We start from the raw sequence: 25,316 nt of genomic DNA on the forward strand, positions 1-25,316 counted from the left end.
GGCGGACGAGCACGGTATGACCGTAGTGACTCGCAACATCAAAGACTTCGAGCCGATGGGCGTACCTGTTATCAACCCTTGGAGTCTCGCCTGACGATCCAGTCACCCACCGCTGCGCTCCGCGATCAGAGTCGGGATCAAGATTGCGCTGCAACCGAACTGGATCACTGTGCGCTGCGAGTCAGGTGAACCGATCGCTACGCCACCTTCCCAGCTTCAGGCACACAGGCGCCATCCAGCTCCCCGATGCACACCCGCCGGTTGCAGGCCACGAAACGAACAAAAGGTCCGGCTCGAAAGCCGGACCTTTTTGTTGTGGGTGGAGCTAAGGGGACTCGAACCCCTGACCCCCACACTGCCAGTGTGGTGCGCTACCAGCTGCGCCATAGCCCCGTGTTCAGTTGTTTCAGCGGCTCTCGCTGCTGCCTGAATGAAGTTACACCATGCGTCTGAGAGAGAACAAATCGGCTGGTAGACGGCGAAAATGTGGGGTTACGGGCGGGGGTGCAGTGGCCGGTGGGGCGGGAAGGATCGGCTGGTCAGGGGTAGAATGTGCCGAACCTCACGCGGGGCTCAGGGGGCCAGGTTCACTACCCAGTTCTCGTCCTGCCAGTCGATCTTGGTGGTGCCGTCGTAGATCGCGGGGGTGGCGGCCTTGTTGCCGGTGCGGGCGTCGAGGTCGGCGAGGTTCTTCGCGGCGGCGGTCTTGGCTGCGTCGGACTGGGTGCCGTTGTTGATGCAGGCGGCGACGGATTCGGGGGCGCCGGATTCGGTGGCGATGGTGGCCAGGGCGGGGTTGCTCAGGTCGGAGCCGCCTTCGGATGGCTGCTTGTTCGTGAACAGGGTTTCGTGGAACTTGCTGTAGATGGGCCCTGAACCCGTTTGGGCGACACAGAGATTCGCGGCCGTCGCGCGGGTGGAGTAGTCCTTGCTCTTGGACTGGGGGTCGAGGAAGGTGACGAGGTGGTAGTTCACCGCGAGCTTTCCTTCGTCGATCTTCTGGGCCAGTTCCTGGCCGTAGGCGGTTTCCATCGCGCCGCAGGCGGGGCAGATGGGGTCTTCGAAGATGTCGATGGTCTCGGTGGCGTCGGGGCGGCCGAGGCGGATGACGCCCTCGGGGCTGGTGGTGACCTGCACGGCGGCCTCGCGGACGGGGCCGTAGCCCTCGTTGCGGACGGCGGGCGGCGGTTCCGCGCTCCACTTGTAGGCAGCGAACACGATCAACCCGATGACGACGACCGCCACCGCGGCCAGCGCGTAGGTGGTGTTGCTGGAAACGGGGCGCGGATTGTGCGAAGAACCGGCTGTGCTCACCCGTCCACTCTGCCTCGAGTCGCCGGCGGCGCGCCGCGCGGGCACATCGAAATGGCGCTGACCTGCTATTGCGGCTTGTGGTAATCGCTGGGTCGACCGGCGGGAACCATGCCGTCACGCACCACCGGCTTACCGTCGGGGCTGCCGTCGCAGGCGCATTGCGGGTCGATGCCGTCGCCCGCGTGGTCGGGGTGCTCCGGATCGTCGGGGTGCGTGATCTGTGCGGGCTCGGGAGTGAATACCCATACAGCCGCCGACACCGCCAGCACCGCACCGGTCACGGCCATACCCACCCCGAACGACGTGCGTTCGGCCAACCAGCCGATCACGATCGGACCGAGCACGGTGCCCAGATCGGCCGACATCTGGAACGCGGCCAGCACCGGACCGCCGCGGGCCCGCGACCCGATCACATCGGCCAGCGCGGCTTGCTGCACCGGGCTGAACATCCCCGAACCCAGACCCGCGATGAACGACGCGGCGAAGAACCACGGCAGTGTCGGCGCGAAACCGAGCGCACCGGTGCCGAGCGCGCAGATGACGGACCCGGCGATCAGGAACGGTTTCCGGCCGAGCCGGTCGGAGAGCCTGCCCGACGCGAACAACACGGCCGCGTTGCCCGCGGCGAACACCGTCAGCGCGACGCCCGCCATGCCGACTTCCTGATGCAGCGTTTCCACGACTAGCAACGGGACGAATGCCATCCGCACACCGAACACCGCGATACCACCGGCGAAACTCGACAGCAGCACCGCCCGATAAGCAGGCTCGGCCCACCCTTGACGGAAGGTGAATTCGGCCGGCTTCGCGCCGTTTTCGGGCGCGAGCACCGGCGATTCGCGCAGCCCGGCGAACACGATCACACACACCACGAGCAGCGCGGCCATGTAGATGACGAACGGCGCGCGCAGCCCGAATCCGGCCAGACTGCTGCCGACCAGAGGCCCGAGCAACGACCCGATCAGAAAACTGGTCGAGTAGACCCCCGAAACCCGGCCGCGCGCGGCGGGCGGTGACACCCGGATGATCAGCGCCATCGACGACACCGTGAACATCGTGGACCCGATGCCGCCGAGCGAACGCAGCACCAGCAGTTGCCAATACGTCTGCGCGAGCGCACATGCCCCGGTCGACAGCGCCACGATCACGATGCCCGCCAGATACACCCGCCGCTCGCCCAGCTTCTGCACGAGCCGACCGCTGGCGGGCGCGAAGAGCAACCGCATCAACGCGAACGCGCTCACGATCGCCGACGCCGCCGCGATACCCACCCCGAATTCGCGGGCGTACTGCGGCAGCACGGGCGCGACGAGACCGAACCCGAGCGCGATCACGAAGGCTGCCGCGATCAGTACCCAGATCTCGGCGGGTAGCCGGACTTTGGCCGGAGCGCTCACTCGGTCAGCGCCTGGTTCACCATCTCCTCGGCCGCGGCCTGTACCTGGGTGAGATGCTCGGGGCCGAGGAAGGACTCGGCGTAGATCTTGTATTTGTCCTCGGTGCCCGAGGGACGTGCGGCGAACCAGGCGTTCTCCGTGGTCACCTTCAGTCCGCCCAGCGGCGCTCCGTTGCCGCGCGCGGTGGTGAGGATGCCGGTGATCTCCTCGCCCGCGATCTCGGTGCCGGAGACGGCCTCGGGAGTCAGGCGCGCGAGCTTGGTCTTCTGCGCGCTGGTGGCGGCGGCATCGATCCGCGCGTAGGCGGGGCTGCCGTATTGGCGTTCCAGTTCGCCGTACCTGGCAGAGGGAGTCTGGCCGGTGACGGCGGCGATCTCGGCGGCGAGCAGGGCCAGCAGGATGCCGTCCTTGTCGGTGGTCCAGACGGTGCCGTCCATCCGCAGGAACGACGCGCCCGCGCTCTCCTCACCACCGAATGCCAAACTGCCACTGAACAATCCGGGCACGAACCACTTGAACCCGACCGGCACCTCGTACACGTCCCGCCCGAGCACGCCGACCACGCGGTCGACCATGGAGGAGGTGACGACGGTCTTGCCGATCTTGGTGAGCGCGTCCCACCACATCCGGTTCGCGACCAGGTATTCGATCGCGACGGCCAGGAAGTGGTTGGGGTTCATCAGACCACCGTCAGGGGTGACGATGCCGTGCCGGTCGGCGTCGGCGTCGTTGCCGGTGGAGATGTCGTAGTCGTCCTTGATGCCGACCAGGGCCGCCATGGCATGGCGTGAGGACGGGTCCATCCGGATCTGGCCGTCACTGTCGAGGGTCATGAAACGCCAGGTGGGGTCGACGAACGGGTTGACCACTTCGAGCTCGAGGTCGAACCGCTGGCCGATCTCCTCCCAGTAGTCCACGCTCGCGCCACCCATCGGGTCGGCGCCCATCCGGATCCCCGCGCCCCGAATCGCGTCCAGGTTCAACGCGTTCGGCAGGTCGCCGACGTACTGGTCGAGGTAGTCGTAGCGCTGGACGTGGGTGTTCATCGCCTGATCGAGCGAGACCCGTTTGACCCCGGCCAGACCGCCGCGCAGCAGTTCGTTGGCGCGGGCGGCGATAGCGTCGGTGGCCTTGGTGTCGGCGGGGCCGCCGTGCGGTGGGTTGTATTTGAAGCCGCCGTCGCGCGGTGGATTGTGCGAGGGGGTGACCACGATGCCGTCGGCTTGGTGCTTGGTACCGCCACGATTGTGGTTCAGGACAGCGTGGCTCAGCGCGGGCGTGGGTGTGTAGCGGCCGCGGGCGTCGATCACCGCCGTGACGTCGTTGCCCGCCAGGACCTCGAGCGCGGTGGTCCAGGCGGGTTCGGACAGGGCATGGGTGTCGCGCGCGAGGTAGACCGGGCCGGTGATGTCACGGGTGGCGCGGTATTCGACGATCGCCTGCGTCATCGCCATGATGTGGGCCTCGTTGAACGCGCCGTCCTCGCTGGACCCCCGGTGACCCGAGGTGCCGAACACCACCTGCTGGCTCGGCTCGTCCGGATCGGGGACGAGGCTGTAGTACGCGGTGACCAGGTGAGCGATATCCACCAGGTCGGTCGGGCGGGCGGGCCGTCCGGCGCGATCGTGGGCCATGGTGGGTGTTCCCTTCCGTGTCGGCTGCGCGCGGCTGGTCATGAGAATCATGCGCACAACCACTGGGTCAGGGACGCGGCGGCATACACCGCGGCCAGGCTCGCCGCGACGCTGATCGCGACATTGCCCACGGCGTACACGTAAGCGCCCTCGGTTACCAGACGGACCGTCTCGTAGCCGAACGTGCTGAACGTGGTCAGCGCACCACAGAAGCCGGTTGCCGCGAATGCCAGCAGCGCACTGCCCACACTCGCGCCGATCAGACCCCCGAGCAACGCCGAACCGACAATGTTAACGGTTAGCGTCCCCCAGGGCAGCCCAGTCGGAAACCACGCCGACATCTGCCGGTCGATCAGGTACCGGGCGGGTGCCCCGAGCATGCCACCGACCATCACCAGCGCCACCGTCATGCCGCGCCTCCCCCTGTGGGAGCCCACATCTCGACCATCGGATGGCCCCCTTCCGTCGTCGAATTCATGTGAACCCCCGCCGCGCGACCCAGCGGGTCGCGCTCATGGCGACTGCCACGGCACCGAGCGCCGCGAGCACCGACAGGCCGAGATAGGCGACCGCCGTGCCCGTCGCACCGGTGCCGATGAGTCTACGAATCTCGAGGCTATAGGTGGAGAAAGTCGTGAAGCCCCCCAGCACACCGATTCCCAGGAACGGCCGCACGAGTTTCGGTGCTTCCCACAGTTCGGTGACCACGACCATCAGCACCCCGATCGCGAAGCAGCCGAGCACATTCACCGTGAACGTCGACCACGGGAACCGGCCCGGGAGCACCGGCCACCAGTACGCAACGCCGAAACGGGCGGTGGCACCGAGCCCGCCACCTACCGAGATCGCCGCGAGGACGGCCGGATCGAGCGCCGGGGGCCGCGATGCCATGCGTTGCCCTCCCGTCGGCCGATCCGTGTGGTGGTCGTCGCTCATGGTATCGAGACCCACCGACATCCGGGTGGGCGGTGCGCTCGTGGCAAACTTTCAGCAGCCCGTACCGGCGAACGACGATGGCCCGAACCGATTGTCGGTTCGGGCCATCGCCGTTCAGTTCTGCGGGATCAGTGCGCCAGCACCGGTTCGCCTTCGGCCGGGGCGGGCACCGTGTTCGGCATGATCGCCGCGATCACGATCGCGCCGAGCACGAAAGTGGCCGTCGCCCACCAGAAGCTGGTGGTGTAGCTCTCGATCGCGCCCTGCGCCATCGTGAGCGGGCCCGGCTGGTGCGAGGACACGTAGTCGGTCATCGCCGAGGCCGCGATGGTGCTGAGCAGCGCGGTACCGATGGACCCACCGACCTGCTGGCTGGTGTTGACCATCGCCGAGGCGACGCCGGCGTCCTCGTGCTGCACGCCCGCCGTCGCACCCTGGAACGCGACCGACATCGCACCACCGAGGCCGAGGCCGAGCAGCACCAGCGCGGGCAGGATATGGGTGGCGTAGCCCGAGTCCAGACCGATCCGGGTGAGCCACAGCATGCCCGCGGCGGCGACCAGGAATCCACCGCTGATGACGATCTTGGGTCCGACCTTGGGCAGCAGCAGCGACGGCGCGGTGGTCGAGGAGACCACCATGCCCGCCACCATCGGCAGGAAGGCCAGACCGGTCACGATCGGCGTGTACGCCAGGGTCAGCTGCATGTAGAAGGTGAGGAACAAGAAGATCGCGAACATGCCGATGCCCATGACGAACACGGTCAGGTACGACGCGCCGCGGGTGCGGTCGGCGACGATGCGCAGCGGCAGCAACGGATGCGCGACCTTGGTCTCGATCCAGACGAAGGCCGCCAGCAGCACGGCGCCACCGATCAGGAAGGCCAGCGTGGTCGGGTCGCTCCAGCCGTTGGACTCGGCGTGCGAGAAGCCGTACACGACGCCGAACAGCGCGGCGGTGACGGTGACCGTGCCGTACCAGTCGAGCTTGGGACGCGAGGTCGACGTGTGCTTGGCCAGCAACAGCACGGCGCCGACGAGCGCGACAGCGGCGAAGATCAGGTTGACGTACATCGCCCAGCGCCACGACGCCCATTCGGTGAGCACACCACCGAGCAGCAGGCCGATCGCACCACCGGCACCGGCGACGGCGCCGAAGATGCCGAACGCCTTGGACCGCTCACCGGGTTCGGTGAAGGTGACCGTGAGCAGTGAGAGCGCGGCGGGCGCGAGCAGCGCACCGAACACGCCCTGGCCGACACGGGCCGCGACGAGCATCTCGAAGCTGGAGGCCGCACCGCCGATGGCCGAGGCCACCGCGAAGCCGACGAGGCCGACGATGAAGGTGTTGCGGCGTCCGAACAGGTCGCTGAGCCTGCCGCCGAGCAGCAGGAGGCTGCCGAAGGCGAGGGCGTAGCCGGTGATGACCCACTGCCGGTCACCGTCGCCGAAGCCGAGGTCGGCCTGGGCCGCGGGCAGCGCGATATTGACGATCGTCGCATCGAGCACGACCATCAGCTGGGCGATGCCGAGTACGGCAAGCACCCACCAGCGCAGGGCGTGCGAGCCGCGGCGACCGGTATCCGCGGGGCTCTGCGGCCCCTTGTCGAGTGTGGTGGTCATAACTCCCCTAGTAGGTCTGCGGATGGTTTCAGGTGGCATAATCGGAGACACCGCCTCCGCTTCAATCGAAGCTACCAGAGTAACGGAGAAACAACCTCCACTTAATCCCCGGATTGATAGGATGTACTTGTGAATCACGCCACGACGACTGCCACACCACCCCGCAGATTGCGCGCCGACGCCGCACGCAATCAGCAACGCATCGTCGCGGCCGCCCGTGAGCTATTCGCCGACCACGGCCTCGAGATCACCCTCGACGACGTCGCCGAACGCGCGGGAGTCGGCGTCGGCACGGTGTACCGGCGCTTCGCGAACAAGAAGGAACTGATCGCCGAGGTCTTCGACCAGCACGTGAAGGACTTCGCCGACGCGGCCGACGCGGCCATGAGCAACCCGGACGCCTGGCTTGCGCTCGTCGAGTTCTTCGAGAGTGCGTGCAAACACCTGGCGACCAACCGCGGCTTCGGCGAGGTGATGCTCGAACTCGAGGAAGATCCGGCCCGTTTCGCCGAGTTGCGCGACCGGATCCAACCGGCGGTCGCGGGCATCATCGATCGTGCGCGCGCGGCGGGCGCGGTGGACCCCGATATCGCGACCACCGACTTCTTCGCGCTGATCCACATGGTCAATTCCCTCGCGGAGTTCGCGGCGCCGATCAATCCCGAAGTATGGCAACGGTATATGGCCATCGCACTCAACGGCGTCCGCACCGACGCGGTGCCGCGCAGGCCACTGCTGGTCGCGCCGATGACCAACGAGGAAGTCGAGCAGGCCAAGGCCGCCGGCTGCCTCGGACGTCGTCGCTGAGCCGAAACCTGCCCATCCAGTAGCGCGCGTCACAGTGCATCCTCTACTGTTGGACACATGACCAAGAGCACCTGGGTGAACTGGGCAGGCCAGCAGAGCTGCACACCCGCCGTCGTCGCCGCGCCGCGCGACGTCGAGGAACTGGCCGCGATCGTGACCGAATCGGCCGCCGCGGGGCGGACCGTGCGCGTCGCCGGGTCGGGACACTCGTTCACCGACGCCGTGCTCACCGACGGCACGCTGATCGACCTCAGCGGTCTGGACAAGGTTCTCGACGTCGACTCCGCCACCGGACGCGTGCGGGTGGAGGCCGGGATCTCACTGCACGCGGCGAGCCCGCTGCTGCACGGGCACGGCCTGGCCTTCCCCAATCTCGGCGACATCGATACACAGAGCCTCGCGGGCGCGACCGCCACCGCCACCCACGGCACCGGCGCTCGGCTGCGCAATATCTCGGCGGCACTGCACTCGGTGGAGGTGCTGCGCGCGGACGGCACCCGGGTGGAGCTCAACGAGCAGACCGACGCCGACGGCTGGAAGGCGGCGCGGGTCAGCGTCGGCGCGCTCGGCGTCGTCACCGCGGCCACTCTGCAACTCGAGCCGTCGTTCGTGCTGGAGTGCGTCGAGCGGCCGGTGCCGCTGGACGAGGTGCTCGCCGATATCGACGAATTCGCCGACGGCAGTGATCATTTCGAGTTCTTCGCGTTCCCGCACAGCGCCACGGCGATGACCAAGGCCATCGATCGCACGCAGGCACCGGAGCAACCGCGCGGCACGATGCGCGAGTGGATCAACGACATCCTGATCGCCAACCACGTCTACGACGGCATGTGCAAGCTCGGTCGGCGAATTCCCGCCGCCATCCCGATGATTCACCGCGCGGCCACGCTCGCCGGGAGCAACAACCGGCAGGTCGACCGTTCCTATCGTGTGTTCTCCACCCCGCGGCTGGTGAAGTTCAACGAGATGGAATACGCGATCCCGCGCGCGCACGCGGCCGAGGCGATTCGCGAGATCCTCGCGCTGGGAAGGCAATTCGGCACCCCGATGCCGATCGAGGTGCGCTGGGTCGCGCCCGACGACGCCTTCCTGTCCCCCGCGGGCGGACGCGACACCTGCTACATCGCGGTGCACCAGTATCAGGGCATGGTGTGGGAACCGTACTTCCGCGCGTGCGAGGCGGTCTTCGACGCCTACGACGGCAGGCCGCACTGGGGCAAACGCCACTTCCAGACCGCCGAGACACTGCGGCCGCGCTACCCCGACTGGGACCGGTTCACCGCGGTGCGACGCCGCTTCGACCCCACCGGTGTATTCGCCAACGACTACGTGCACCGGGTACTGGGCTCACTCGACTGACGTCCTCGCCGCGCGGACACTGCTCGGACAACCTGGTCGCCGGTTCGTCCACACCCACCCCCGCCGCAGCGCGCTGATGGAATGATGACGGGTGATATCCGAAGCGCCACAAGCACTTCGCCCCTGCGCCGAAAGGGCGACCATGGCCCACACTCCCAGCGTGTTGTTCGTCTGCGTCCACAACGCGGGCCGATCACAGATGGCGGCGGGTCTCCTGCGCGCCATGGCCGGTGACCGGATCGAGGTGCGCACCGCGGGCAGCGAACCGGCCGCCGCGCTGAACCCCGCCGCGGTGGTGGCCATGGCCGAGATCGGGATCGATATCGCGGGCGCACGGCCTGCCGCGCTCACCGACGATGTCGTCGGGCTCTCGGATGTGGTGGTCACGATGGGATGCGGCGAGGTGTGCCCGTATTTTCCGGGGATCAGCTATCGCGACTGGGTGCTGTCGGATCCGGCGGGTCAGCCCATCGAGGTGGTGCGCGGCATTCGCGACCACCTGCAGATCCTGATCGGCAATCTGATCGCCGAACTGCTGCCGGTACCCGCCCGCTGACACGTCCGATTCGTTCAAGACGCACCCACGATCCAGTGTTTACGCTGCGAATATGACTCCACAGCTTGATGTCGTGTCCGTTGTAGTTTCCGATATGGCCGCTTCGGTGGCCTTCTACCGCCGGCTGGGACTGGTCTTCCCGGACGGCGCCGAAGCCGAGGGCCATGCCGAGGCCGTGATCGGCGGTGGCCTTCGGCTGGCACTGGACACCGAGGCGACGATTGCCTCCTTCGCGCCCGATTGGCAGCCGCCGACCGGTCCCGGCCGCAGCAGTCTCGCGTTCCGATGCGCCGATCCGGCCGAGGTCGACAAGCTCTACGCCGAGCTCGTCGACGCTGGCCATCACGGCGAACTCCCACCGTGGGATGCCTTCTGGGGTCAGCGCTACGCCTCGCTCGCCGACCCCGACGGGCACGGAATCGACCTCTACGCGCCGTTGCCCGCCGAATAGGACGACCAGTCGTGGGGGTCGCGCTGACGCTGCTGATAGCGGCCGAGCATCTCGCGGACCTCGTCGCTGACCGGGGGTTCTCCGGTGAGCCTGGTCCACAGGTGCGCGTCGTGGTCGGTGAGCGTCACCGGTCCCGACGCGGCCACGTCGACGACGAAGGTGAACTGCCTGGTGCGGGCGCCCGCACCGGTCAGGTAGTCGAAATCGCCGAGGTAGTCGCTGACTCCGGTGACCTGCAGCCCGGTTTCCTCCGCGACTTCGCGGGCCAGCGCTTCGTCGAGTGCCTCACCCGGCTCGACGACGCCGCTGGGCAACTCCCACCGGCCACCCAGGAAATCCGATCGTCGGCGGCGCAGAATGAGCACTCGCTGATGGCGGACGACGACCGCGCCGACGACAAGCCGGCGGATTTCGTCTCGTTCTGCCTCGATACGGAGCGTGGAGTACACGGATTCGTCGATCATCAGGTCACATCCTCTCGTCGGTGTTCGGACTGGACTGAGCACTTGCGACGGGGCGTGCACTAGTGAGCCTAAACCTTCCGTCACGCTGTGCCGAATGAGACTTTCCGGGCGGTGAGACGCCCGGTCAGCGGGTTTGCAGAGTGCTTACCGAGCATCCAGCCAGGTCACGGACCTCCCGGGACAGGTGCGCCTGGTCGGCGAAGCCGGTCACGGCGGCGATATGCGCCGCCGGGATTCCGGTGCGTAGCGCCGCGAGCGCACGTTGAAATCGGAGAATACGGGCCAACATCTTGGGTCCGTAACCGAAGGCGAACAGGGAGCGCCGGTGCAGCATCCGGGCCGACATGCTCGTCCGAGCGGCGGTTTCGGCGACCGTCGCGCCCGCCGAGAGGGCATCGACGACAGCGGTGAGCGCCGGATCGGCAGGGCCGTTGTCGGCGGCGAATCGTAATGCGATCGCTTCCAGGGCAGCAACGCGGTCGGGCGCGTTGTCGATGCGATCGACGAGTTCGCGGGTGGCGCGCGACGGTGCGATCTCGGCCAGATCGACCCGCTGGTTCAGCAGTTCTACCGCCGGAACCCCGAGCAACGTGGGCGCGCTGCCCGGCGCGAACCTGACGCCGACGAATTCTCGCGCCCGCGCGGTCGGTGCGAGAAACGCGCGGCTGTCCGGACCCGCCACCATCAGCGTGCCCTCGGTCCAGATCAGATCCATGCAACCGTCGGGGAACACCGTGACGGGACCGGTAGCGGCGGGCATGGTTCGCGACCAGACCACCGCTCGGTCCAGCCGTGATTCGCGTTCCCGGTATTCGGCCACACTTCGACGGTAGTCCCGCCCACCGACAGGTAGCTGCCGCACCATGATCACCCGGTCCGTAAGATCTGACGGCACGACGTTCGGCTCGGCAGAGGGGTGCCAATGCAACCGACAGCATCAGTGCGGGGTGGACGGCCGCGGGTGGCGGGATTTCCCGGTGCGGACATAGATATCGAGCCGGACATCTGGTCGGGGGCGTTCGTCGACGACGACCGGATCAGGGCGCTGGCTGTCGGTGCGTATTACGGGCGCAGCTGGGGCGCGCAATGCGACGGCGTCGCGTTCCTCCCGGAGGAGCCCGACAGCGCGTCGACGCGGCGGGAGACCGCCATCGAAGGACTGCACGAGTCGTGGGGCGTCGACAACGCCGAGGACGCCCACGACACCGTGCGGCGGCTGCTGGCCGGGATGCACGCGCCGCTGTTCGAACTCGTTCATCCGCTCGCCGTCATGGCCGCGACCGACACCGGCCGGGTCGATCGGTCGGGATTGGCCGACGAGCATCGCGAATTCCTGCACACCCTTTCGGGTTTCCGTGGCTATCGCGGGCCCGCCGGGATCGATCGCGACTACGACGCCTGGCTACAGGCCATCAAACTCGGCATCACCGACAGCCTGCCGACGCCGCTGCAGATCGACGCCACCGCGTGGGATCTGGCACGGCTGGTGTTCATCGCCCGCGCCGCGTGCACGGCCGGATACCTGACCGAGGACGAGGCGTGGCAACACATGCTGACCGGGCTGGATCGGGCGCGTCAGCACTATCGCAACTGGCGCCAGTTCGGCGACGGGTTCCTCACCGGTGCGATCTTCTGGGCGGCCACGCAAGATCTGTCGGCCGCGAAAAGCCAAGTGACCGAACGTAGACGGATGATCGCGGGGCTGCACCTTCGACCGTCGAGTCCGTGGCGGCGGGTGTCGCTGCATCCGGGTGCGCCGGTGTTCAGCCCGGCATCGTCAGCATGATGCCGACGGCTTGACGGCGGAACGGATCGTCGTCGACCATGCCCAGTTTGCGGCGTTCCACCAGCAGTTGCCATTCGCCGAAGAGGTCGGCCGAGCAGGGCATCGACTGGGTGATGGATCCGTCGACGTGCTCGATCTCGCAGGCCAGACGCACGGCCTCGGTGATGCGCGTGAAGTCGGCGGGTTCCCAGTCGACGAAATCGAGGTCGGCGCCCGCTCCCGAGATCCGCAGCGTCGCGACCTGTCCGGGGGCGGTGAGCACTTCGGCGCCGGTGAGGACCGAGACCGGAAATTCGTAGACCGCCCACGCGGACACGAACAGCAGGCGCAGCGTGGTGATCGCGACCAGGCCGGGAGCGCCCTCGTGGCCCGCCTGGGCCAGTTCGAGAACGTACTCGTCGGGCCGGGCGCAGCCGTGCAGGATGTCGATCTCGCGTAAGGAGTTGCCCGCGTGCCGCATTCGGCGTGCGGCCGCCGTGACATCGGGGCGCTGCGGGCCGTTCGAACCCGGCACCGAGTGCGGTGGAACGAGATTCGGGCGGGGCGGGAACACCCTGCGTAGGCTGACCAGGTCGCGTTCGACCGCCCTGATCAGCGCCTGCGCCTGTTCGCGTAGGCCGGTTTCGAGGAACACCGGCACCGGATGACGATCCGTCGGCGCACCGTTCACCACGAACTGCGCCGACCGGAAGAACAGCAGCAACGCCATCTGCCCGTCGTCGGTGTTCGCGAGCGCGATCCTGCCCAGTTCGGCCACTCCGACGTCGAGCGCGATCTCGTTGTCGGCGCGCAGCGGCGTCGTCACCAACCGCCCGTCCGCGTACCGGACCGCGACTCGCGCACCCCATACTTCGATCAAAGCCACGTCCCTCCTGGCCTGCCCCGCATCGGTGGATCCTACCGAGGGGCCGTCGCGGGCGGGGCGATGGTCCTGCCGATGGTGTTCGAAGCCGCGCCGAGGTGGCAGGCTGTACGCATGCCCGATGAACAGGAAGTCTCCGCCGAACAGTCCGCGGACGCGATCGAAACCCCGGCGGAGGCGACGAAGCGGAGGTTCCGCGAGGCGCTCGAGCGGAAGAACGGCCACTCCTCCGCGGGTGGAGCCGCCCAGAATTCCGCCAAAGTGCGTGGGACGCATGCGCAGGCGGGCGGGAAGCGCACCTTCCGCCGTCGCGCCGGCGGATAGTTTTCGCGCCGGGACGCGACTGTCCTTCCGTGATCAGCCCTGCTCCGCTGGCAATAATTCTGCGGCGCAGGGCTTTTCGGTGGAGTGGGAGCTACTGCAAGCGGGAGGTATCTGCGTCCGCTTCGGTTCGGACAGCGTTCTCGAAGATGGCGCCGCTGTCTGCTTCGCTGAAAACCAGCCAGCAGCCCCGGATGGCGCCCAGTAGGTCCTCGAGCAGATCGATGGCGGGGCGAGTGGGGTCGAGGCGGCAGATGCGGTAGCCGTCGGTCCAGTCGTCGAGATCGTCGTCCTCGTCGTCACGTTCCTCGATTTCCTGCGCGGCTTCGATGATGCCGTCCAGGTCGCGGACCTTACCCTCGGAGACGGCGATGGCATCGGCGATCAGGTCGACCACCACCTGGGTGGGCGTCTCCCCCGCGCCGAGGCGTTCCAGGACCACGGTCGGCGTTTCGACCTGGAGCGCTTCGATGTCGTCCGCCTCGGCGACCACGTCCACCGGCTCGAGGCCCGTGACCTCGCCTGCCACCGTCGCCGCGGCCCGCAGCCAGTGCGCGGCGGCGACCGAGGCGGCGGCGGGGTCCAGTTCGGTGAACAGGTCGATCGTGCCCAAGGGATTGGCCCGGAGCAGGGTGTCCGCCGCGTGCACCTGCACCGGGGAGATCTCCGGGCGGGTGAGTTCGACGGCCTGCCTGGCTCGACCTGCCAGATCGCCCAGTTCCGCGGCCGTGATCGCCGCCTGCTCGGTGAGCACCTCGTTCACCACCCGGTCGACCAGGCTCGCGTCACCGATCGCATGGAGCACACGGCCCACGTGGTGCGCGGATTCCTCGATGGGGCTGTAGAAGACCAGCATGCATCCGTCGTCGTCGGGCAGATTGGGGGTGCGCAGCGCCGCTTCGACCTTCGCGAAGCGATTGCGCTCCTCCGCCCGCCGCCACGCTTCCCCGTTCACGACATCGGGATCACCGGCGGCGGTCGCCGGATGGGTGTAGGTCCGCCACTGGAACCGCGCCAGACTCGCCAACGCCGCCGCCAGCTCCACACCGTGCTCGGCGCCTGGCACCTCGGCGATCGTCTCGGCGACATCACCGCGACCGGTCCCCCAGGTGGCGACCAGCGTTCCCGCCCCCGAGTCGTATGCATACCGCGTCATTCGCTCAGTTCTACGTGGCCCATCCGCACCACCCGTCACCAGGGTCTACCGGATCAGAGTGGAGCCCGTCCGAGGCCGGGGACGAACCGTCCCGTCGCCGCGAGGTAGGCACGGTAGTTCGCACCGTGGACCCGCGTCAGATAGGGCTCTTCGACCGCCCGTACCTGCAGCTCGATCGTCACCAGCAACAGTGCGAACGCGACGATCGCGACAGCGTTCGGGATGATCAGCGTGACGCCGCCCGCGAAGACGAGCATCGCGGTGAAGATCGGGTTGCGAACCAGACCGAACACCCCGGTGTCGACCAAGGTCGTCGTCTCGCTGGGATCGACTCCGATGCGCCACGATTCGCCCATCTCGATCTGCGCGTACAGCGTTGCCGCGATACCCGCGACGGCGAGCACGAATCCGGCGGTCTGAATCGGCATCGCGGACAGCGCCCCGATCGGGGCTACGACACCGGCCAGCTGCAGCACCGACGATGCCGTGCCGACCACGATCGCGGCGACGAAACCGACGCCGGCGAGCCATTCGATCGAGCCGGGCCGTCCGCTGATGCCGTGGAAACCGGTCGAACCCGTGGCCTGATACTGACGCCAACTGCGCCAGCCGAAGCCGAGCAGGCCGAAAACCAGGTACAGAACCAGTGCGCAGATCGCCATCATCATGGGTTCCCTCGATCGTCGTTGTCACAGCAGCCGCGGTGACCGACATCGGTGGACATCGTCGCGCAGCAGGTTTCGCCCTTCCAGGCGTTGATTCCTTCGTTGACCGCGATCACCGCGATCACCAGCGCCGCGAGCGGATCAGCCCACGACCAGCCGAACAGGCTGTTGAGCAGCAGGCCGACCAGCAACACGGCCGAGAGATAGGTGCACAGCAGGGTTTGCTTGGAATCGGCCACGGCGGAGGCGGACCCGAGCTCGCGCCCCGCCCTCCGCTGCGCGGCGGACAGCACCGGCATGATCACCAGACTCGCGGCCGCCAGCCCGATCCCGACCGTCGAATGCCGTGCCTCACCGACCCCGAGCAGCGAACGGACGGCGTCGACAGCGACATAGCCGGCCAAGGCGAAGAACGAGAACGCGATAACCCGCAGCGCCACCTTCTCCCGCGCCTGCGGATCGCGCCCGGCGAACTGCCACGCCACCGCGGCCGCCGAGGACACCTCGATCACCGAGTCGAGACCGAACCCGATCAGCGCGGACGAGGACACCCGCGCGCCTTCGCTCAGCGCGACGATCGCCTCGACCACGTTGTAGCTGATCGTCGCCGCGACCAACCACCGAATCCGCGTCGTCAGCACCGCCTCGCGCACCGAACTCGGCGCGATCAGCGCGGGCACCCCGATCGACTCCATCAGCAGCAGCCCTCCGATTCCGCCGCCGGGCAGCAGGCCGGATCAACGGCGAGCACCAGGCCGACCAGATCGTCCAACGCCCGCCCGATCCGCGGATCCGCCAGCTCATACCGGCTGCGCCGCCCCTCGGGAACCGCGACGACCAAACCACATCCACGCAGGCAGGCCAAGTGATTGGACAGGATCTGCCGCGAGACACCGATCGCCTCCGCCAACTCCGACGGGTAGCCGGGTTCCTTCCGCAGACTCAGCAGGATCTTGGTTCTGGTCGAGTCCGAGAGGGCGTAGCCGAATCGGGACAGCGCGTCGGTCTGCACCGTGGATTCCATAGACCTAACGGTACATCAGAATCTGTATTCAGAAAAGGATGTACTGATGGTGCCGCTGACGGATCGAGGCGGGCATCGATGTAGGCATCGATCTCGCTGCCCTGACGGGAACTTGTGGCCGATAATCCGTGAATCTTCGCTGCCCAGAACTGCATTCAAGAATAGTGAGCCGGCGTTCAGGTCGTCCGGCACCACGCACCGAAAGGCACCGCCCATGAGAATCTTCGCCCTGCTGGCCGGCCTCGCCGTCCTCGGCGCTCTCCTGCTCGCCGACAACTGGAACCCGGTACGCGCCGGGGTCTACGCGGCAGCGTGGCTCGCCGTCGCATTCATCCTGATCAAGTTCGCCCGGAGGTAGACCCGGACGGTCGAGCTCGCACGCGAGAACATGCCGACAGGCTGGCGTCCGGAAGGCTGGGCCCACCGCGGCTGCAACGCCGTTGAGCCGCGTGGTGTTCATCGCGCGTCGGGACATGAAAAAAGCCCTCCACCTGCGGTAACAGGCGGAGGGCCTGGGTGGAGCTGCCGGGAATCGAACCCGGGTCCTCCGCCGCGTCTTCAGGGCTTCTCCGTGTGCAGTTCGCTGTGTCTCTGCTCGGATCTCCAAGTCTCGCGAACAAGCCTGGATGACGATCCCAGTCGCTGTTAGATGTCCCATCCGACTCCGCGACCGAGCCGAACGGTAATTCCCTCTAGCTGATGCCAGTACCCGGGTCGAGGGACGAACCCGGACTGACAGAGACGACCTGGCTACTTAGGCAGCGAGGGCGTACTCGCGCTGATTGGAATCGGCGCTTAATTGGTTGCAGCGACGCTTACGGTGGTCTCTTGCCTGCACCGACACGCTTCCCCTGAATCAACGTACGCAGTCGAAACCGTTCAGCCCCGTACGTGCCCGCACCGTGCGGGCTAGTCATATTAACACCGGCGCGACGTGAGATCTTCCCATTATTTCTGCCAGCTCGCGGTGTCGCCGGAGTGATCTTGTAGCGAACCCCGCCAGATGGCCTCGGCGAATCCGGGTGGGGCTGCCGGTGGTGACGGGTACTGTTCTCGTTCGGCCGCCCCGGAACGGTCAAATGTCCTGGGCGACTGGAGCAAGGAGTTATCTCATGGCATTCACCAGTCACCGTGGACTGCGCCGATTCGCGGCGATCCCGGCTGTTGCGAGTCTCGTGCTGGCCGCGGCCTGCTCGTCGGGCGAGTCCACCGCCGCGCCGGGCGTCACCAGCACGCCCTGTCCCGGTTCGCCGAACACCGATAACGGCTGCATCTATCTCGGGGTGCTCTCGGATCTGGCGAACGGGCCGTTCACCCCGCTCGGTGCCTCGATGAACGACGGTCAGATGGCGTTCTGGAAGCAGGTGAACGCGGCGGGCGGCATCGGCGGCTACGACATCGACATCAGCACCTACACCCGCAACACCTCCTACGATCCGCGCACCCATCGCAGCGCGTACGAGGAGATCGAGCCGAACGTGCTCGCTTTGTCGATGAGTTTCGGGACCGCGCAAACCGTCGCGATGCTGAACCAGATGGACGCCGACGACATGGTGAGCACCGCGGCCACCCAGTGGTCGGGCTGGAACTATCGCAGCGCCGACCGCAATCTGGTGCTCAGCGCGGGCTACTCCTACTGCACCGAAGCGGTGACCGGCCTCGACTGGTTCGCCGAAACCCATTACGCGCCGCGCAATATCGCCGTGGTCGCCTATCGCGGCAACTACGGCGGCGACTACGCCAGCGGCGCGCTGAAGTGGGCGCTGGCCAACGACGCCACCATCGCCGATCGCATCGACACCGGACCCAACGCCGAGGTCGGCAACCAGGACGGTCCCGTGGCGGAGATCCTGGCCGCCGCGCCGGACCTGGTGATGCTGGCCACCGGACCCGCCGAGACCGCGGAGATCGTGGGCAAGCTGGTGAAGTCGGGTTTCACCGGGCGATTCCTCGGCTCGCTACCCACCTGGAACGCGGCACTGCTGCAATCGGCGGCCGCGCCGGCGCTGACCGCGCTCTACAACTACACGACCCCGGTCGACAGCTGGGCCGGCGACAGCGTGGGCGCCAAGCACGCCCGCGACGCGATCACCGGCGAACCGGCCAACTTCGGCTATTCGCTGGGCTGGGCGATCACCTATCCACTCAAAGCCCTGCTCACCGCCGCGGCGGCGAACGGCGAACTCACCCGCGCCGGCCTGCGCCGCAGCGTCGGCGCGATGAAACCCGACGGTGAGGGCATGGTCGTGATCCATCCGGCGGGGGCGGCCGAACCGGATCTGGAGACGGAGTGGTCGGCGGTGTTCGAACCGGACCGGGAGGCGCCGATGGGCGCCAGAGCGGTGAGTGTCGGCTACCAGGGCAAGACGCTGGGTCGACTCAACCTGCACGAGCCCTGCACCCGGTTGTAGGGAATCAGCTCGCGGCGATCATGGCGACCGCCGTGAGCGCGAGCACCATACCGACCTTCTGGGTGGCGCTGATGCGCTCGCCGAGCAGGACCATCGCCAGCAACACGGTCGCCGCAGGATACAGCGAGCCGATCACGCTCACCACCGACAGCATCGCGCCGTGGAAGGCGTAGAGCAGCGCGGCATTGGCGATCACATCGAGCACGCCGACCGCCAGTGCCAGGCGCAGTGGTTCACCGTGCAGTCCACGGAATTCGCCTGCCGCCAGCGCCGATGTCCACACGACCGCGGTTGCCGCCACCCGCTGGGCGAGCAGGGGCCACAGTCCCGCGCTCGCACTGGTTTCGTGCAGGAAGTAGAACGCGAAACCGAACGCGGCACCCGACCCGATCGTGAGGAGCGCGACCCGGCGGGTGAAACGCAGTTGCCTGCCGCCGGTGATCTCCTCGGTGGTTTCGTCGGGTGCTTCCCTGCTCACGAGTACCACCGCGACCAGGGCGACGGCGATGCCCGCGATCGCGATCGCGCCGGGCCGTTCGCCGAGAAAGAACCCGGCGATCACCGGGATGCCCGCGACCAGCACCGCGGTCAGCGGCGACACCACCGACATGGGACCGTCGGCGAGCGCGGCGTAGAACCACCACACCGCCAGGCCACTGGCCACACCGGCGGCCAGGCCCCACAGCACGGACGCGGTGTCGGCATGCCCGCCCACCAGTGGCGCGATCAGCAAGACCAGCAGCACGGAAAACGGATACGACACCACAACCACACGCAGCGCCGTGACCCTGCGCGCGGCGATCCCGCCGAAGAAGTCGCTGACTCCGTAGCCCGCCGCCGCGACGAGGGCGAGCACTACGGAGATCAACGAATGCCTTTGACCCGCCGACCTATTTCACGGGTGACCTCACGCTCGGCCTGCTTGCGGGCCAGATCCTGACGCTTGTCGTAGTCCTGCTTGCCCTTGGCGAGGGCGAGCTCCACCTTCACCTTGCCGTCGGAGAAGTACATCGACAGCGGCACCAGCGTCTGGTTGCCCTCGCGCGACTTGCCGACCAGGTGCTCGATCTCACGCTTGTGCAGCAGCAGCTTGCGGGTGCGGCGCGGGGAATGATTGGTCCAGGTGCCGTGGCTGAACTCCGGGATGTGCAGCCCGCGCAACCAGACCTCGCCGTGGTCGACGGTCGCGAAGGCGTCGACCAGCGAGGCCTTGCCCTCACGCAGGCTCTTCACCTCGGTGCCGACCAGCGCGATCCCCGCCTCATAGACGTCGAGGATCGTGTAGTTGTGCCGCGCCCGGCGGTTGGTCGCGATGACCTTGCGCCCCTTTTCCTTCATAACGGTCAACTGTAAGTGACGGCGCCAGCCCTTTATTCCATGGCCGACTCAGACCCTGGCGGCTGCCCTGGCCAGTGCGCGGTCGCGCTGCTCCTCGAAACGAGCCGCCTTGACCTCGAGGTCGAGCAGGTAGGTGTGCAGCTCGTCGCGGGCGATCTCGCCTTCGGGGCCGAAATCGGTGCGCTCGAAGATTCGCCAGATCCGCAGGGTCGGGCGCAGGACGACATCGAGGTGCTGGCGCAGGTCGTACACGCCGTGCTTGGCGAGCAGCACCGCGTTGCGGCGGAAGTTGGGCTGGTTGAGGCCGGGCATCTGGAAACGCAGGATCACGTCGGTGATGGCCCGCATGGCCTCGTCGGGGGTGAGGTCGAGAGCCGCCGCGCAGAGCTTGCGGTAGAAGATCATGTGCAGGTTCTCGTCGGCGGCGATCCGGGCCAGCATGCGATCGGCGACCGGGTCGTCGCACAGGGCGCCGGTGTTGCGATGGCTGATTCTGGTCGCGAGCTCCTGCAACGTGACGTAGGCGACGCCCTTGAGGAACTGCGAACCCTTCTCCGGCTTGGCGATACCCGCGGTCATGTGCGACATCCTGGCCTCTTCGAGCGCGACCGGGTCGACGGCGCGGGTCACGACGAGGTAGTCACGCAGGACGATGCCGTGGCGGTTCTCCTCGGCGGTCCACCGGCCGACCCAGGTGCCCCAGGCGTTGTCGAAGCCGAAGGTGTCGGCGAGTTCGCGGTGGTAGGAGGGCAGGTTGTCCTCGGTGAGCAGGTTGGTGATCATCGCCGCCTTGGCGACCTCGCTCAGCCGCGACTGCTCGGGATCCCAGTCGTCGCCGCCCATGGCCGCGAAGTTGCGGCCCTCGTCCCACGGCACGTAGTCGTGGGGGTGCCACATCTTGGCCTTGGACAGGTGGTCGTTGAGATTGGCTTCGGCCGTCGGCTCGAGCTCGGCGAGGATGTCGCTGTCGGACAGGTGGAGCGTCATGGGTCGACGCTACGAGGCGAGGGGTGGGTTCTCGGGGTTATTGCCGAGATTTCCGCGACTACTCATCACAACGGCCGACGTGCGGCGATGATCGGTCACAGCGGTGCGGGGCCGAAGCTGCCGACGTGCAGTGGCACCGAATCCCACTGTGCGCGGTCGGGCGTGAGGTCGCCGACAACCAGCACGCCCGCGTCGGCGAAAGCGCCTCTGGCCCGGGCGATGTGGTCCTCGGAGGTGACGAGAACGACCGAGCGCAAGCCCCTGTCGGCGAGCATGGCCGCGGTGTTGCGAGCGTTGGCCACCGTCGAGTCGGCCTCGGATTCGCGCAGGACCCGGCTCTCGTCGATGCCGGCGCCGACCAGCCACTCGGCCATGGCGTCGGCTTCGGACAGACCGGCTTGCGGGTTGCCGCCGGTGACGATGATCGGCGACCACGGCGCGAAGACGGCTTGGGCCAGGCCCGCGCGCAGTCGTCGCACGAGTTCCTCGCGCATCGTCCCCTCCGGGGTCAGGCCGTAACCGAGGACCACGACGGCGGTGTCGGGGCCGTAGATGCCGGGCAGGGTCGGTGTGCCCAGCGCCCGCGCGAAGTCGAGACCGGGCGGGGCCGGAAAGTCGGCACCGGCGGGTACCGGCACGCAGGCCAATCCCGTGACCGCTATCGCCGCGCACACCACACGCTTGCCCCAAGTCCACCGCACCATTGCCGTCGCCTCCTCGAGCTCGGGCCGATCTCCGTGATCGGTCCCGCTCGGCAACGGTGCGCCGGGTCGTCGACGTCAGGTATCCCTTTGACCTGCGCCTACGACAACTCACATGCGCATGTCGGCCACCGCTGGTGCGTGGCATCGCAAAATTTCCGGAATCGGACGTCGGGGCATACGAGGACTTGGCGAGCACGCGATCGATCGGCGGGCAGCGAGGGCGATCGCTGGAACACGACCGTCAGTGACACAGCACCGGATCCGACAGCGGCGTGTGGGAAATTGTCGAACGCGGCCGATCGGGCGGTGCGGACGGAACGTCAGCCTGGGCTCAGTACGAGGTAGAGGACCAAGGCGGCGGTGAAGATGGCGATCAGTGCGAGGGTCGACCAGCGTGGCCTGCCGCGGTGGATCACCCCGTGGTGAACGCCGAGCAGGGACGGCGCGACGACCGGATCGATGTGGCGGTGCGGCATCGGGGGTGTCGGGGTATCGGCTCCCGCACTCGGGCTGCTGCCCGACGTATCGTCGTCCGAGCCTTCACCGTTCGCCATGACTCGACAGTAACTCGGCGTCGTCCGATTCGGTGCGGTTCCTCGCCGCCGCGCGTGTACGCCCTGCTGGGCGGGGAGGCGCGGGTGCACCGCTACTCCCCGGCCAGCGTGGTCAGCACCCCCTCGCCATAGCGAGCCAGTTTGTTCTCGCCGACGCCGGCGACGGTGCCGAGGGCGGCGAGGTCGGCGGGTTTGCGCGCGGCGATCTCGCGCAGGGTGGCGTCGTGGAACACCACGTAGGCGGGCACGCCCTGTTCCTTCGCCGTCGCGGCGCGCCAGGCCCGCAGGCGCTCGAACACTCCGACGTCGGCGGCGGGCAGGTCGGCGGTCGCCTTGGCCGATTTCGCGCTGCGCGCGGGGCGGGCGGCGCGTTCGGGCTCGCGCCGCATCGGCACCTTCCTGCCCTCGAACAGCACCTCGTTGCTCTCGTCGGTCAGTGCCAGGACACCGTATTCGCCCTGTACCGCCAGCAGGCCACCCGCGAGCAGCTGCCGCACCACCCCGCGCCATTCGGTATCGCGCAGATCGGTGCCGATGCCGAACACCGAGAGCTCGTTGTGCCGATGCTGGGTGATCTTCTGGTTGGTCTTGCCGAGCAGGATGTCGACGAGGTGGCCCGCGCCGAACGATTGTCCGCGTTCGCGTTTGAGCCGCAGCACCGTGGACAGCAGCTTCTGCGCGGGCACCGTGCCGTCCCAGGTTTCGGGCGGATTCAGGCACACATCGCAGTTGCCGCAGGCGCCACCGGTCTGACCGAAATAGTTGAGCAGCCGCGCGCGACGGCAGCCGACGGTCTCGCACAGGGCGAGCATGGCGTCGAGGTGCAGTTGCAGCTGTCGGCGATGGGCCGCGTCGCCCTCGCTGGAGTCGATCATCTTGCGTTGCTGCACAACATCATTGAGGCCGTAGACCATCCAGGCCGTCGACGGCAGGCCGTCGCGGCCCGCGCGGCCGGTCTCCTGGTAGTAGCCCTCGACCGATTTCGGCAGGTCTAGGTGGGCCACGAATCGCACGTCGGGTTTGTCGATGCCCATACCGAAAGCGATGGTGGCGACGACGATCAGGCCGTCCTCGCGCAGGAATCTGGACTGGTTCTCGGCACGGGTCCGGAAATCCAGGCCCGCGTGATAGGGCACCGCGCGGATGCCGTTCTCGTTGAGCATGGCCGCGGTCTTCTCCACCGAATTGCGCGAGAGGGTGTAGACGATGCCCGCGTCGCCGGGGTGCTCGGCGCGGATGAAGTCGAGCAGCTGACGGTCGGCGCGGTTCTTCGATTCGATCCGGTACTGGATGTTGGGCCGGTCGAAGCTGGAGATGAACTGTTTCGCGGCGCCGAGATCCAGGCGTTCGACGATCTCGGCGGCGGTCTTCTCGGTGGCGGTCGCGGTGAGCGCGATGCGCGGGACATCGGGCCAGCGTTCGTGCACCAGCGACAGCGCGAGGTAGTCGGGCCGGAAGTCGTGGCCCCACTGCGACACGCAGTGCGCCTCGTCGATGGCGAACAGGGCGATCTTGCCGCGGTCGAGCAGGCGCAGCGTGGCTTCCAGCCGTAGGCGTTCCGGCGCCAGATAGAGCAGGTCCAGATCGCCCGAGACGAACTGTGCCTCCACCGTCCGCCGCTGATCCGGCGACTGGGTGGAGTTGAGGAATCCGGCCCGCACGCCGAGGGCGCTCAGCGCGTCGACCTGGTCCTGCATGAGGGCGATCAGCGGTGAGACCACGACGCCGACACCCTCACGGACCAGCGAGGGAACCTGGTAGCAGAGGGATTTGCCGCCACCGGTCGGCATCAGTACCAGCGCGTCGCCACCGCCGACGACCTGTTCGACGATGGCCGCCTGGTCACCGCGGAAGCTGTCGTAGCCGAAGACGCGGCGTAGTACCTCGTCGGCTGTCTCAGCGCGATCGGGAGCCGCGACCCGGCCCGGGGTGGCCGGGGCGAGATCGTCGAAGTGGAAGTCGCCGGTGTCGGCGAAATCGTGTTCGGAGACGTACCCGCCGTCGGACGGGTACGCGTCGTCGGGTGGGAAGTCCTCGGGCGGGAAGTCGTCGACATCGGGGGCTGTGGCGCCGGAATTGCTCACCGGGCCATCCTACGAGCGAGCGCCGGTCGCGCAGCCCGTCGACCGGAGCCGACGGCGGCGGATGCCGAAGTTGCGCACCTGTGGATAACTTCGATTCACCCGCGCAAACGGCCGAGGACCTCGTCTTGGAGGAGGCCGTTGGAAGCAACAGCGTCGCCGCCGTGCGGGCCGGAGCGTCCGTCCAGGGAGGTGAACGCGCCACCCGCCTCGCGGACCAGGATGTCGAGAGCGGCCAGGTCCCACAGGGAGACCTCCGGCTCGGCGGCGATATCGACCGCACCCTCCGCGACCAGGCAATAGTTGAAGAAGTCGCCGTAACCGCGGACTCGCCAGACGGCGTCGGTGAGGTCGATGAACTTCTCGCGCAGACCGCGCTCGTGCCAGCCGGACAGACTGGAGAAGGCCAGGCTCGCGGCGTCGACGTCGGCGACCGCGGATACCGAGATCGGCTTGGGCGCTCCGGGGTGGACCTGCACCCATGCGCCCGAACCGGCGGCGGCCCACCAGCGCCTGCCCAGCGCGGGCGCGCTCACCACGCCGACCACCGGGACACCGTCCTCCAGCAGGGAGATCAGGCTGGCCCACACCGGTACGCCTCGGACGAAGTTCTTGGTGCCGTCGATCGGGTCGACCACCCACTGCCTGCCGCTGAACTCGGCGTCACCGCCGAACTCCTCGCCGAGCACAGCGTCGGCGGGGCGTTCGTCGGCGAGTACGCGGCGGATCAGCTGTTCTACCGCGAGATCGGCGTCCGAGACCGGGGTGAGGTCCGGTTTCGAGTCGACTTTGAGGTCGACAGCGCCGAAACGCTCGAGGGAGATGGCGTCGGCCTGGTCGGCCAGTCGCAGGGCAAGGTCCAGGTCAGCGGAGTAGGCAGCCACGGT

At 67.7% G+C, this 25,316-nt stretch carries 28 protein-coding genes, 1 tRNA gene and 1 other RNA gene; 8 read left to right on the forward strand and 22 right to left on the reverse strand.

Annotation, left to right across the window (positions count from 1 at the left end; genetic code table 11):
• Positions 1-320 precede the first annotated feature (320 nt).
• The 7 genes from ACWGCN_RS11770 to ACWGCN_RS11800 all read right to left on the reverse strand — a co-directional run bounded on the left by ACWGCN_RS11770 (position 321) and on the right by ACWGCN_RS11800 (position 6,903).
• Positions 321-393, reverse strand: a tRNA-Ala gene (locus tag ACWGCN_RS11770).
• Between the two features lie 180 nt (positions 394-573).
• On the reverse strand, positions 574-1,314 hold the full coding sequence (locus tag ACWGCN_RS11775) for a DsbA family protein (RefSeq protein WP_378991413.1): 741 nt from the start codon (positions 1,312-1,314) through the stop codon (positions 574-576).
• A gap of 65 nt (positions 1,315-1,379) precedes the next feature.
• A complete protein-coding gene (locus ACWGCN_RS11780; RefSeq protein WP_452459796.1) occupies positions 1,380-2,711 on the reverse strand; it encodes an MFS transporter in 1,332 nt (443 codons plus the stop codon).
• Positions 2,708-4,345: a phosphoglucomutase (alpha-D-glucose-1,6-bisphosphate-dependent) gene (gene pgm / locus ACWGCN_RS11785; protein WP_449964213.1), complete on the reverse strand. Its 1,638-nt coding sequence runs from the start codon at positions 4,343-4,345 to the stop codon at positions 2,708-2,710. Before pgm ends, ACWGCN_RS11780 begins: the two co-directional genes overlap by 4 nt.
• 47 nt (positions 4,346-4,392) lie before the next feature.
• A complete protein-coding gene (gene crcB, locus ACWGCN_RS11790; protein ID WP_378991409.1) occupies positions 4,393-4,755 on the reverse strand; it encodes a fluoride efflux transporter CrcB in 363 nt (120 codons plus the stop codon).
• Positions 4,756-4,819: 64 nt separating this feature from the next.
• A complete protein-coding gene (locus tag ACWGCN_RS11795; RefSeq protein WP_378991407.1) occupies positions 4,820-5,236 on the reverse strand; it encodes a fluoride efflux transporter FluC in 417 nt (138 codons plus the stop codon).
• Positions 5,237-5,409: 173 nt separating this feature from the next.
• A complete protein-coding gene (locus ACWGCN_RS11800; protein WP_452459495.1) occupies positions 5,410-6,903 on the reverse strand; it encodes an MFS transporter in 1,494 nt (497 codons plus the stop codon).
• A gap of 129 nt (positions 6,904-7,032) precedes the next feature.
• Between ACWGCN_RS11800 and ACWGCN_RS11805 the strand changes: the two genes are divergently transcribed.
• The 4 genes from ACWGCN_RS11805 to ACWGCN_RS11820 all read left to right on the forward strand — a co-directional run bounded on the left by ACWGCN_RS11805 (position 7,033) and on the right by ACWGCN_RS11820 (position 10,076).
• A complete protein-coding gene (locus tag ACWGCN_RS11805) occupies positions 7,033-7,710 on the forward strand; it encodes a TetR/AcrR family transcriptional regulator (protein ID WP_378991403.1) in 678 nt (225 codons plus the stop codon).
• Positions 7,711-7,767: 57 nt separating this feature from the next.
• Positions 7,768-9,069: a D-arabinono-1,4-lactone oxidase gene (locus ACWGCN_RS11810; RefSeq protein ID WP_452459494.1), complete on the forward strand. Its 1,302-nt coding sequence runs from the start codon at positions 7,768-7,770 to the stop codon at positions 9,067-9,069.
• A 142-nt stretch (positions 9,070-9,211) separates the two neighbouring features.
• Positions 9,212-9,625 carry an arsenate reductase ArsC gene (locus tag ACWGCN_RS11815; RefSeq protein WP_378991400.1) on the forward strand — a complete coding sequence of 138 codons (414 nt, stop codon included), beginning with the start codon at positions 9,212-9,214 and terminating at the stop codon, positions 9,623-9,625.
• 52 nt (positions 9,626-9,677) lie between these two features.
• Complete coding sequence (locus ACWGCN_RS11820) at positions 9,678-10,076, forward strand: VOC family protein (RefSeq protein ID WP_378633010.1); 399 nt, start codon at positions 9,678-9,680, stop codon at positions 10,074-10,076.
• Here the strand turns inward: ACWGCN_RS11820 and ACWGCN_RS11825 are convergent.
• Together ACWGCN_RS11825 and ACWGCN_RS11830 are read right to left on the reverse strand one after the other, a co-directional pair.
• A complete protein-coding gene (locus ACWGCN_RS11825; protein ID WP_378991399.1) occupies positions 10,052-10,540 on the reverse strand; it encodes an NUDIX hydrolase in 489 nt (162 codons plus the stop codon). The genes ACWGCN_RS11820 and ACWGCN_RS11825 overlap by 25 nt on opposite strands.
• Before the next feature lie 124 nt (positions 10,541-10,664).
• Positions 10,665-11,360 (reverse strand): helix-turn-helix domain-containing protein, encoded by a 696-nt coding sequence (locus tag ACWGCN_RS11830; protein WP_452459493.1) that lies wholly within the window; start codon positions 11,358-11,360, stop codon positions 10,665-10,667.
• Between the two features lie 141 nt (positions 11,361-11,501).
• Here ACWGCN_RS11830 and ACWGCN_RS11835 point away from each other — a divergent pair, with 141 nt between their 5' ends.
• Positions 11,502-12,326 (forward strand): DUF1266 domain-containing protein, encoded by an 825-nt coding sequence (locus tag ACWGCN_RS11835; protein ID WP_452459492.1) that lies wholly within the window; start codon positions 11,502-11,504, stop codon positions 12,324-12,326.
• Here the strand turns inward: ACWGCN_RS11835 and ACWGCN_RS11840 are convergent.
• Positions 12,304-13,191, reverse strand: coding sequence for a hypothetical protein (locus ACWGCN_RS11840; protein ID WP_378991396.1), 888 nt, complete (start codon positions 13,189-13,191; stop codon positions 12,304-12,306). The genes ACWGCN_RS11835 and ACWGCN_RS11840 overlap by 23 nt on opposite strands.
• 72 nt (positions 13,192-13,263) lie before the next feature.
• Between ACWGCN_RS11840 and ACWGCN_RS11845 the strand changes: the two genes are divergently transcribed.
• A complete protein-coding gene (locus ACWGCN_RS11845) occupies positions 13,264-13,512 on the forward strand; it encodes a DUF5302 domain-containing protein (protein WP_378991395.1) in 249 nt (82 codons plus the stop codon).
• 91 nt (positions 13,513-13,603) lie between these two features.
• Here the strand turns inward: ACWGCN_RS11845 and ACWGCN_RS11850 are convergent, their stop codons facing one another.
• From ACWGCN_RS11850 to ACWGCN_RS11865, 4 genes are read right to left on the reverse strand one after another with little or no spacing between them, the layout of a single operon-like run.
• Positions 13,604-14,665, reverse strand: a complete 1,062-nt coding sequence (locus ACWGCN_RS11850) for a hypothetical protein (protein WP_378991394.1) — start codon at positions 14,663-14,665, stop codon at positions 13,604-13,606.
• A gap of 53 nt (positions 14,666-14,718) precedes the next feature.
• A complete protein-coding gene (locus ACWGCN_RS11855; protein WP_378991628.1) occupies positions 14,719-15,327 on the reverse strand; it encodes a methyltransferase family protein in 609 nt (202 codons plus the stop codon).
• A gap of 2 nt (positions 15,328-15,329) precedes the next feature.
• The gene (locus ACWGCN_RS11860) at positions 15,330-16,025 is read right to left on the reverse strand and encodes a cation transporter (protein WP_452459490.1); all 696 of its coding nucleotides are present in this window, start codon (positions 16,023-16,025) and stop codon (positions 15,330-15,332) included.
• The gene (locus tag ACWGCN_RS11865) at positions 16,025-16,354 is read right to left on the reverse strand and encodes an ArsR/SmtB family transcription factor (protein WP_378991392.1); all 330 of its coding nucleotides are present in this window, start codon (positions 16,352-16,354) and stop codon (positions 16,025-16,027) included. The genes ACWGCN_RS11860 and ACWGCN_RS11865 overlap by 1 nt, the downstream gene beginning before the upstream one ends.
• Before the next feature lie 214 nt (positions 16,355-16,568).
• On the opposite strand from ACWGCN_RS11865, the gene ACWGCN_RS11870 reads away from it, so the two are divergent.
• Positions 16,569-16,712, forward strand: coding sequence for a hypothetical protein (locus ACWGCN_RS11870; RefSeq protein ID WP_378991391.1), 144 nt, complete (start codon positions 16,569-16,571; stop codon positions 16,710-16,712).
• Between the two features lie 156 nt (positions 16,713-16,868).
• Here ACWGCN_RS11870 and ssrA read toward each other — a convergent pair.
• Positions 16,869-17,241, reverse strand: a transfer-messenger RNA (tmRNA) gene (gene ssrA / locus ACWGCN_RS11875).
• A gap of 225 nt (positions 17,242-17,466) precedes the next feature.
• On the opposite strand from ssrA, the gene ACWGCN_RS11880 reads away from it, so the two are divergent.
• Positions 17,467-18,765 carry an ABC transporter substrate-binding protein gene (locus tag ACWGCN_RS11880; RefSeq protein WP_378991390.1) on the forward strand — a complete coding sequence of 433 codons (1,299 nt, stop codon included), beginning with the start codon at positions 17,467-17,469 and terminating at the stop codon, positions 18,763-18,765.
• A gap of 4 nt (positions 18,766-18,769) precedes the next feature.
• On the opposite strand, the gene ACWGCN_RS11885 is transcribed toward ACWGCN_RS11880, so the two are convergent.
• The 7 genes from ACWGCN_RS11885 to hisN form a co-directional block, all read right to left on the reverse strand.
• Entirely contained in the window at positions 18,770-19,633 is an 864-nt protein-coding gene (locus ACWGCN_RS11885) for an EamA family transporter (RefSeq protein ID WP_378991389.1), read from the reverse strand.
• Positions 19,630-20,103 (reverse strand): SsrA-binding protein SmpB, encoded by a 474-nt coding sequence (gene smpB / locus ACWGCN_RS11890; protein WP_452459489.1) that lies wholly within the window; start codon positions 20,101-20,103, stop codon positions 19,630-19,632. The genes ACWGCN_RS11885 and smpB overlap by 4 nt, the downstream gene beginning before the upstream one ends.
• A 48-nt stretch (positions 20,104-20,151) precedes the next feature.
• Positions 20,152-21,090, reverse strand: a complete 939-nt coding sequence (locus ACWGCN_RS11895) for an acyl-ACP desaturase (RefSeq protein ID WP_378651804.1) — start codon at positions 21,088-21,090, stop codon at positions 20,152-20,154.
• A gap of 95 nt (positions 21,091-21,185) precedes the next feature.
• Entirely contained in the window at positions 21,186-21,794 is a 609-nt protein-coding gene (locus tag ACWGCN_RS11900) for a YdcF family protein (RefSeq protein WP_378991387.1), read from the reverse strand.
• Positions 21,795-22,114: 320 nt separating this feature from the next.
• Positions 22,115-22,348, reverse strand: coding sequence for a hypothetical protein (locus tag ACWGCN_RS11905; protein ID WP_378991385.1), 234 nt, complete (start codon positions 22,346-22,348; stop codon positions 22,115-22,117).
• Between the two features lie 92 nt (positions 22,349-22,440).
• Complete coding sequence (recQ, locus tag ACWGCN_RS11910; protein ID WP_378991383.1) at positions 22,441-24,432, reverse strand: DNA helicase RecQ; 1,992 nt, start codon at positions 24,430-24,432, stop codon at positions 22,441-22,443.
• 95 nt (positions 24,433-24,527) lie between these two features.
• On the reverse strand, positions 24,528-25,313 hold the full coding sequence (hisN, locus tag ACWGCN_RS11915; RefSeq protein WP_452459488.1) for a histidinol-phosphatase: 786 nt from the start codon (positions 25,311-25,313) through the stop codon (positions 24,528-24,530).
• Positions 25,314-25,316: the final 3 nt, after the last annotated feature.

Source organism: Nocardia sp. NPDC055050 (genome assembly GCF_053608345.1).

Excerpts from the sequence above, each read along its gene's own strand:
- pgm (WP_449964213.1), bottom strand. The coding sequence starts at position 4,345 with ATGGCCCACGATCGCGCCGGACGGCCCGCCCGCCCGACCGACCTGGTG.
- crcB (WP_378991409.1), bottom strand. The coding sequence starts at position 4,755 with ATGACGGTGGCGCTGGTGATGGTCGGTGGCATGCTCGGGGCACCCGCC.
- ACWGCN_RS11795 (WP_378991407.1), bottom strand. The coding sequence starts at position 5,236 with ATGGCATCGCGGCCCCCGGCGCTCGATCCGGCCGTCCTCGCGGCGATC.
- ACWGCN_RS11800 (WP_452459495.1), bottom strand. The coding sequence starts at position 6,903 with ATGACCACCACACTCGACAAGGGGCCGCAGAGCCCCGCGGATACCGGT.
- ACWGCN_RS11810 (WP_452459494.1), top strand. The coding sequence starts at position 7,768 with ATGACCAAGAGCACCTGGGTGAACTGGGCAGGCCAGCAGAGCTGCACA.
- ACWGCN_RS11815 (WP_378991400.1), top strand. The coding sequence starts at position 9,212 with ATGGCCCACACTCCCAGCGTGTTGTTCGTCTGCGTCCACAACGCGGGC.
- ACWGCN_RS11820 (WP_378633010.1), top strand. The coding sequence starts at position 9,678 with ATGACTCCACAGCTTGATGTCGTGTCCGTTGTAGTTTCCGATATGGCC.
- ACWGCN_RS11825 (WP_378991399.1), bottom strand. The coding sequence starts at position 10,540 with ATGATCGACGAATCCGTGTACTCCACGCTCCGTATCGAGGCAGAACGA.
- ACWGCN_RS11845 (WP_378991395.1), top strand. The coding sequence starts at position 13,264 with ATGGTGTTCGAAGCCGCGCCGAGGTGGCAGGCTGTACGCATGCCCGAT.
- ACWGCN_RS11850 (WP_378991394.1), bottom strand. The coding sequence starts at position 14,665 with ATGACGCGGTATGCATACGACTCGGGGGCGGGAACGCTGGTCGCCACC.
- ACWGCN_RS11855 (WP_378991628.1), bottom strand. The coding sequence starts at position 15,327 with ATGGCGATCTGCGCACTGGTTCTGTACCTGGTTTTCGGCCTGCTCGGC.
- ACWGCN_RS11860 (WP_452459490.1), bottom strand. The coding sequence starts at position 16,025 with ATGGAGTCGATCGGGGTGCCCGCGCTGATCGCGCCGAGTTCGGTGCGC.
- ACWGCN_RS11865 (WP_378991392.1), bottom strand. The coding sequence starts at position 16,354 with ATGGAATCCACGGTGCAGACCGACGCGCTGTCCCGATTCGGCTACGCC.
- ACWGCN_RS11870 (WP_378991391.1), top strand. The coding sequence starts at position 16,569 with ATGAGAATCTTCGCCCTGCTGGCCGGCCTCGCCGTCCTCGGCGCTCTC.
- ACWGCN_RS11880 (WP_378991390.1), top strand. The coding sequence starts at position 17,467 with ATGGCATTCACCAGTCACCGTGGACTGCGCCGATTCGCGGCGATCCCG.
- smpB (WP_452459489.1), bottom strand. The coding sequence starts at position 20,103 with ATGAAGGAAAAGGGGCGCAAGGTCATCGCGACCAACCGCCGGGCGCGG.
- ACWGCN_RS11895 (WP_378651804.1), bottom strand. The coding sequence starts at position 21,090 with ATGACGCTCCACCTGTCCGACAGCGACATCCTCGCCGAGCTCGAGCCG.
- ACWGCN_RS11900 (WP_378991387.1), bottom strand. The coding sequence starts at position 21,794 with ATGGTGCGGTGGACTTGGGGCAAGCGTGTGGTGTGCGCGGCGATAGCG.
- ACWGCN_RS11905 (WP_378991385.1), bottom strand. The coding sequence starts at position 22,348 with ATGGCGAACGGTGAAGGCTCGGACGACGATACGTCGGGCAGCAGCCCG.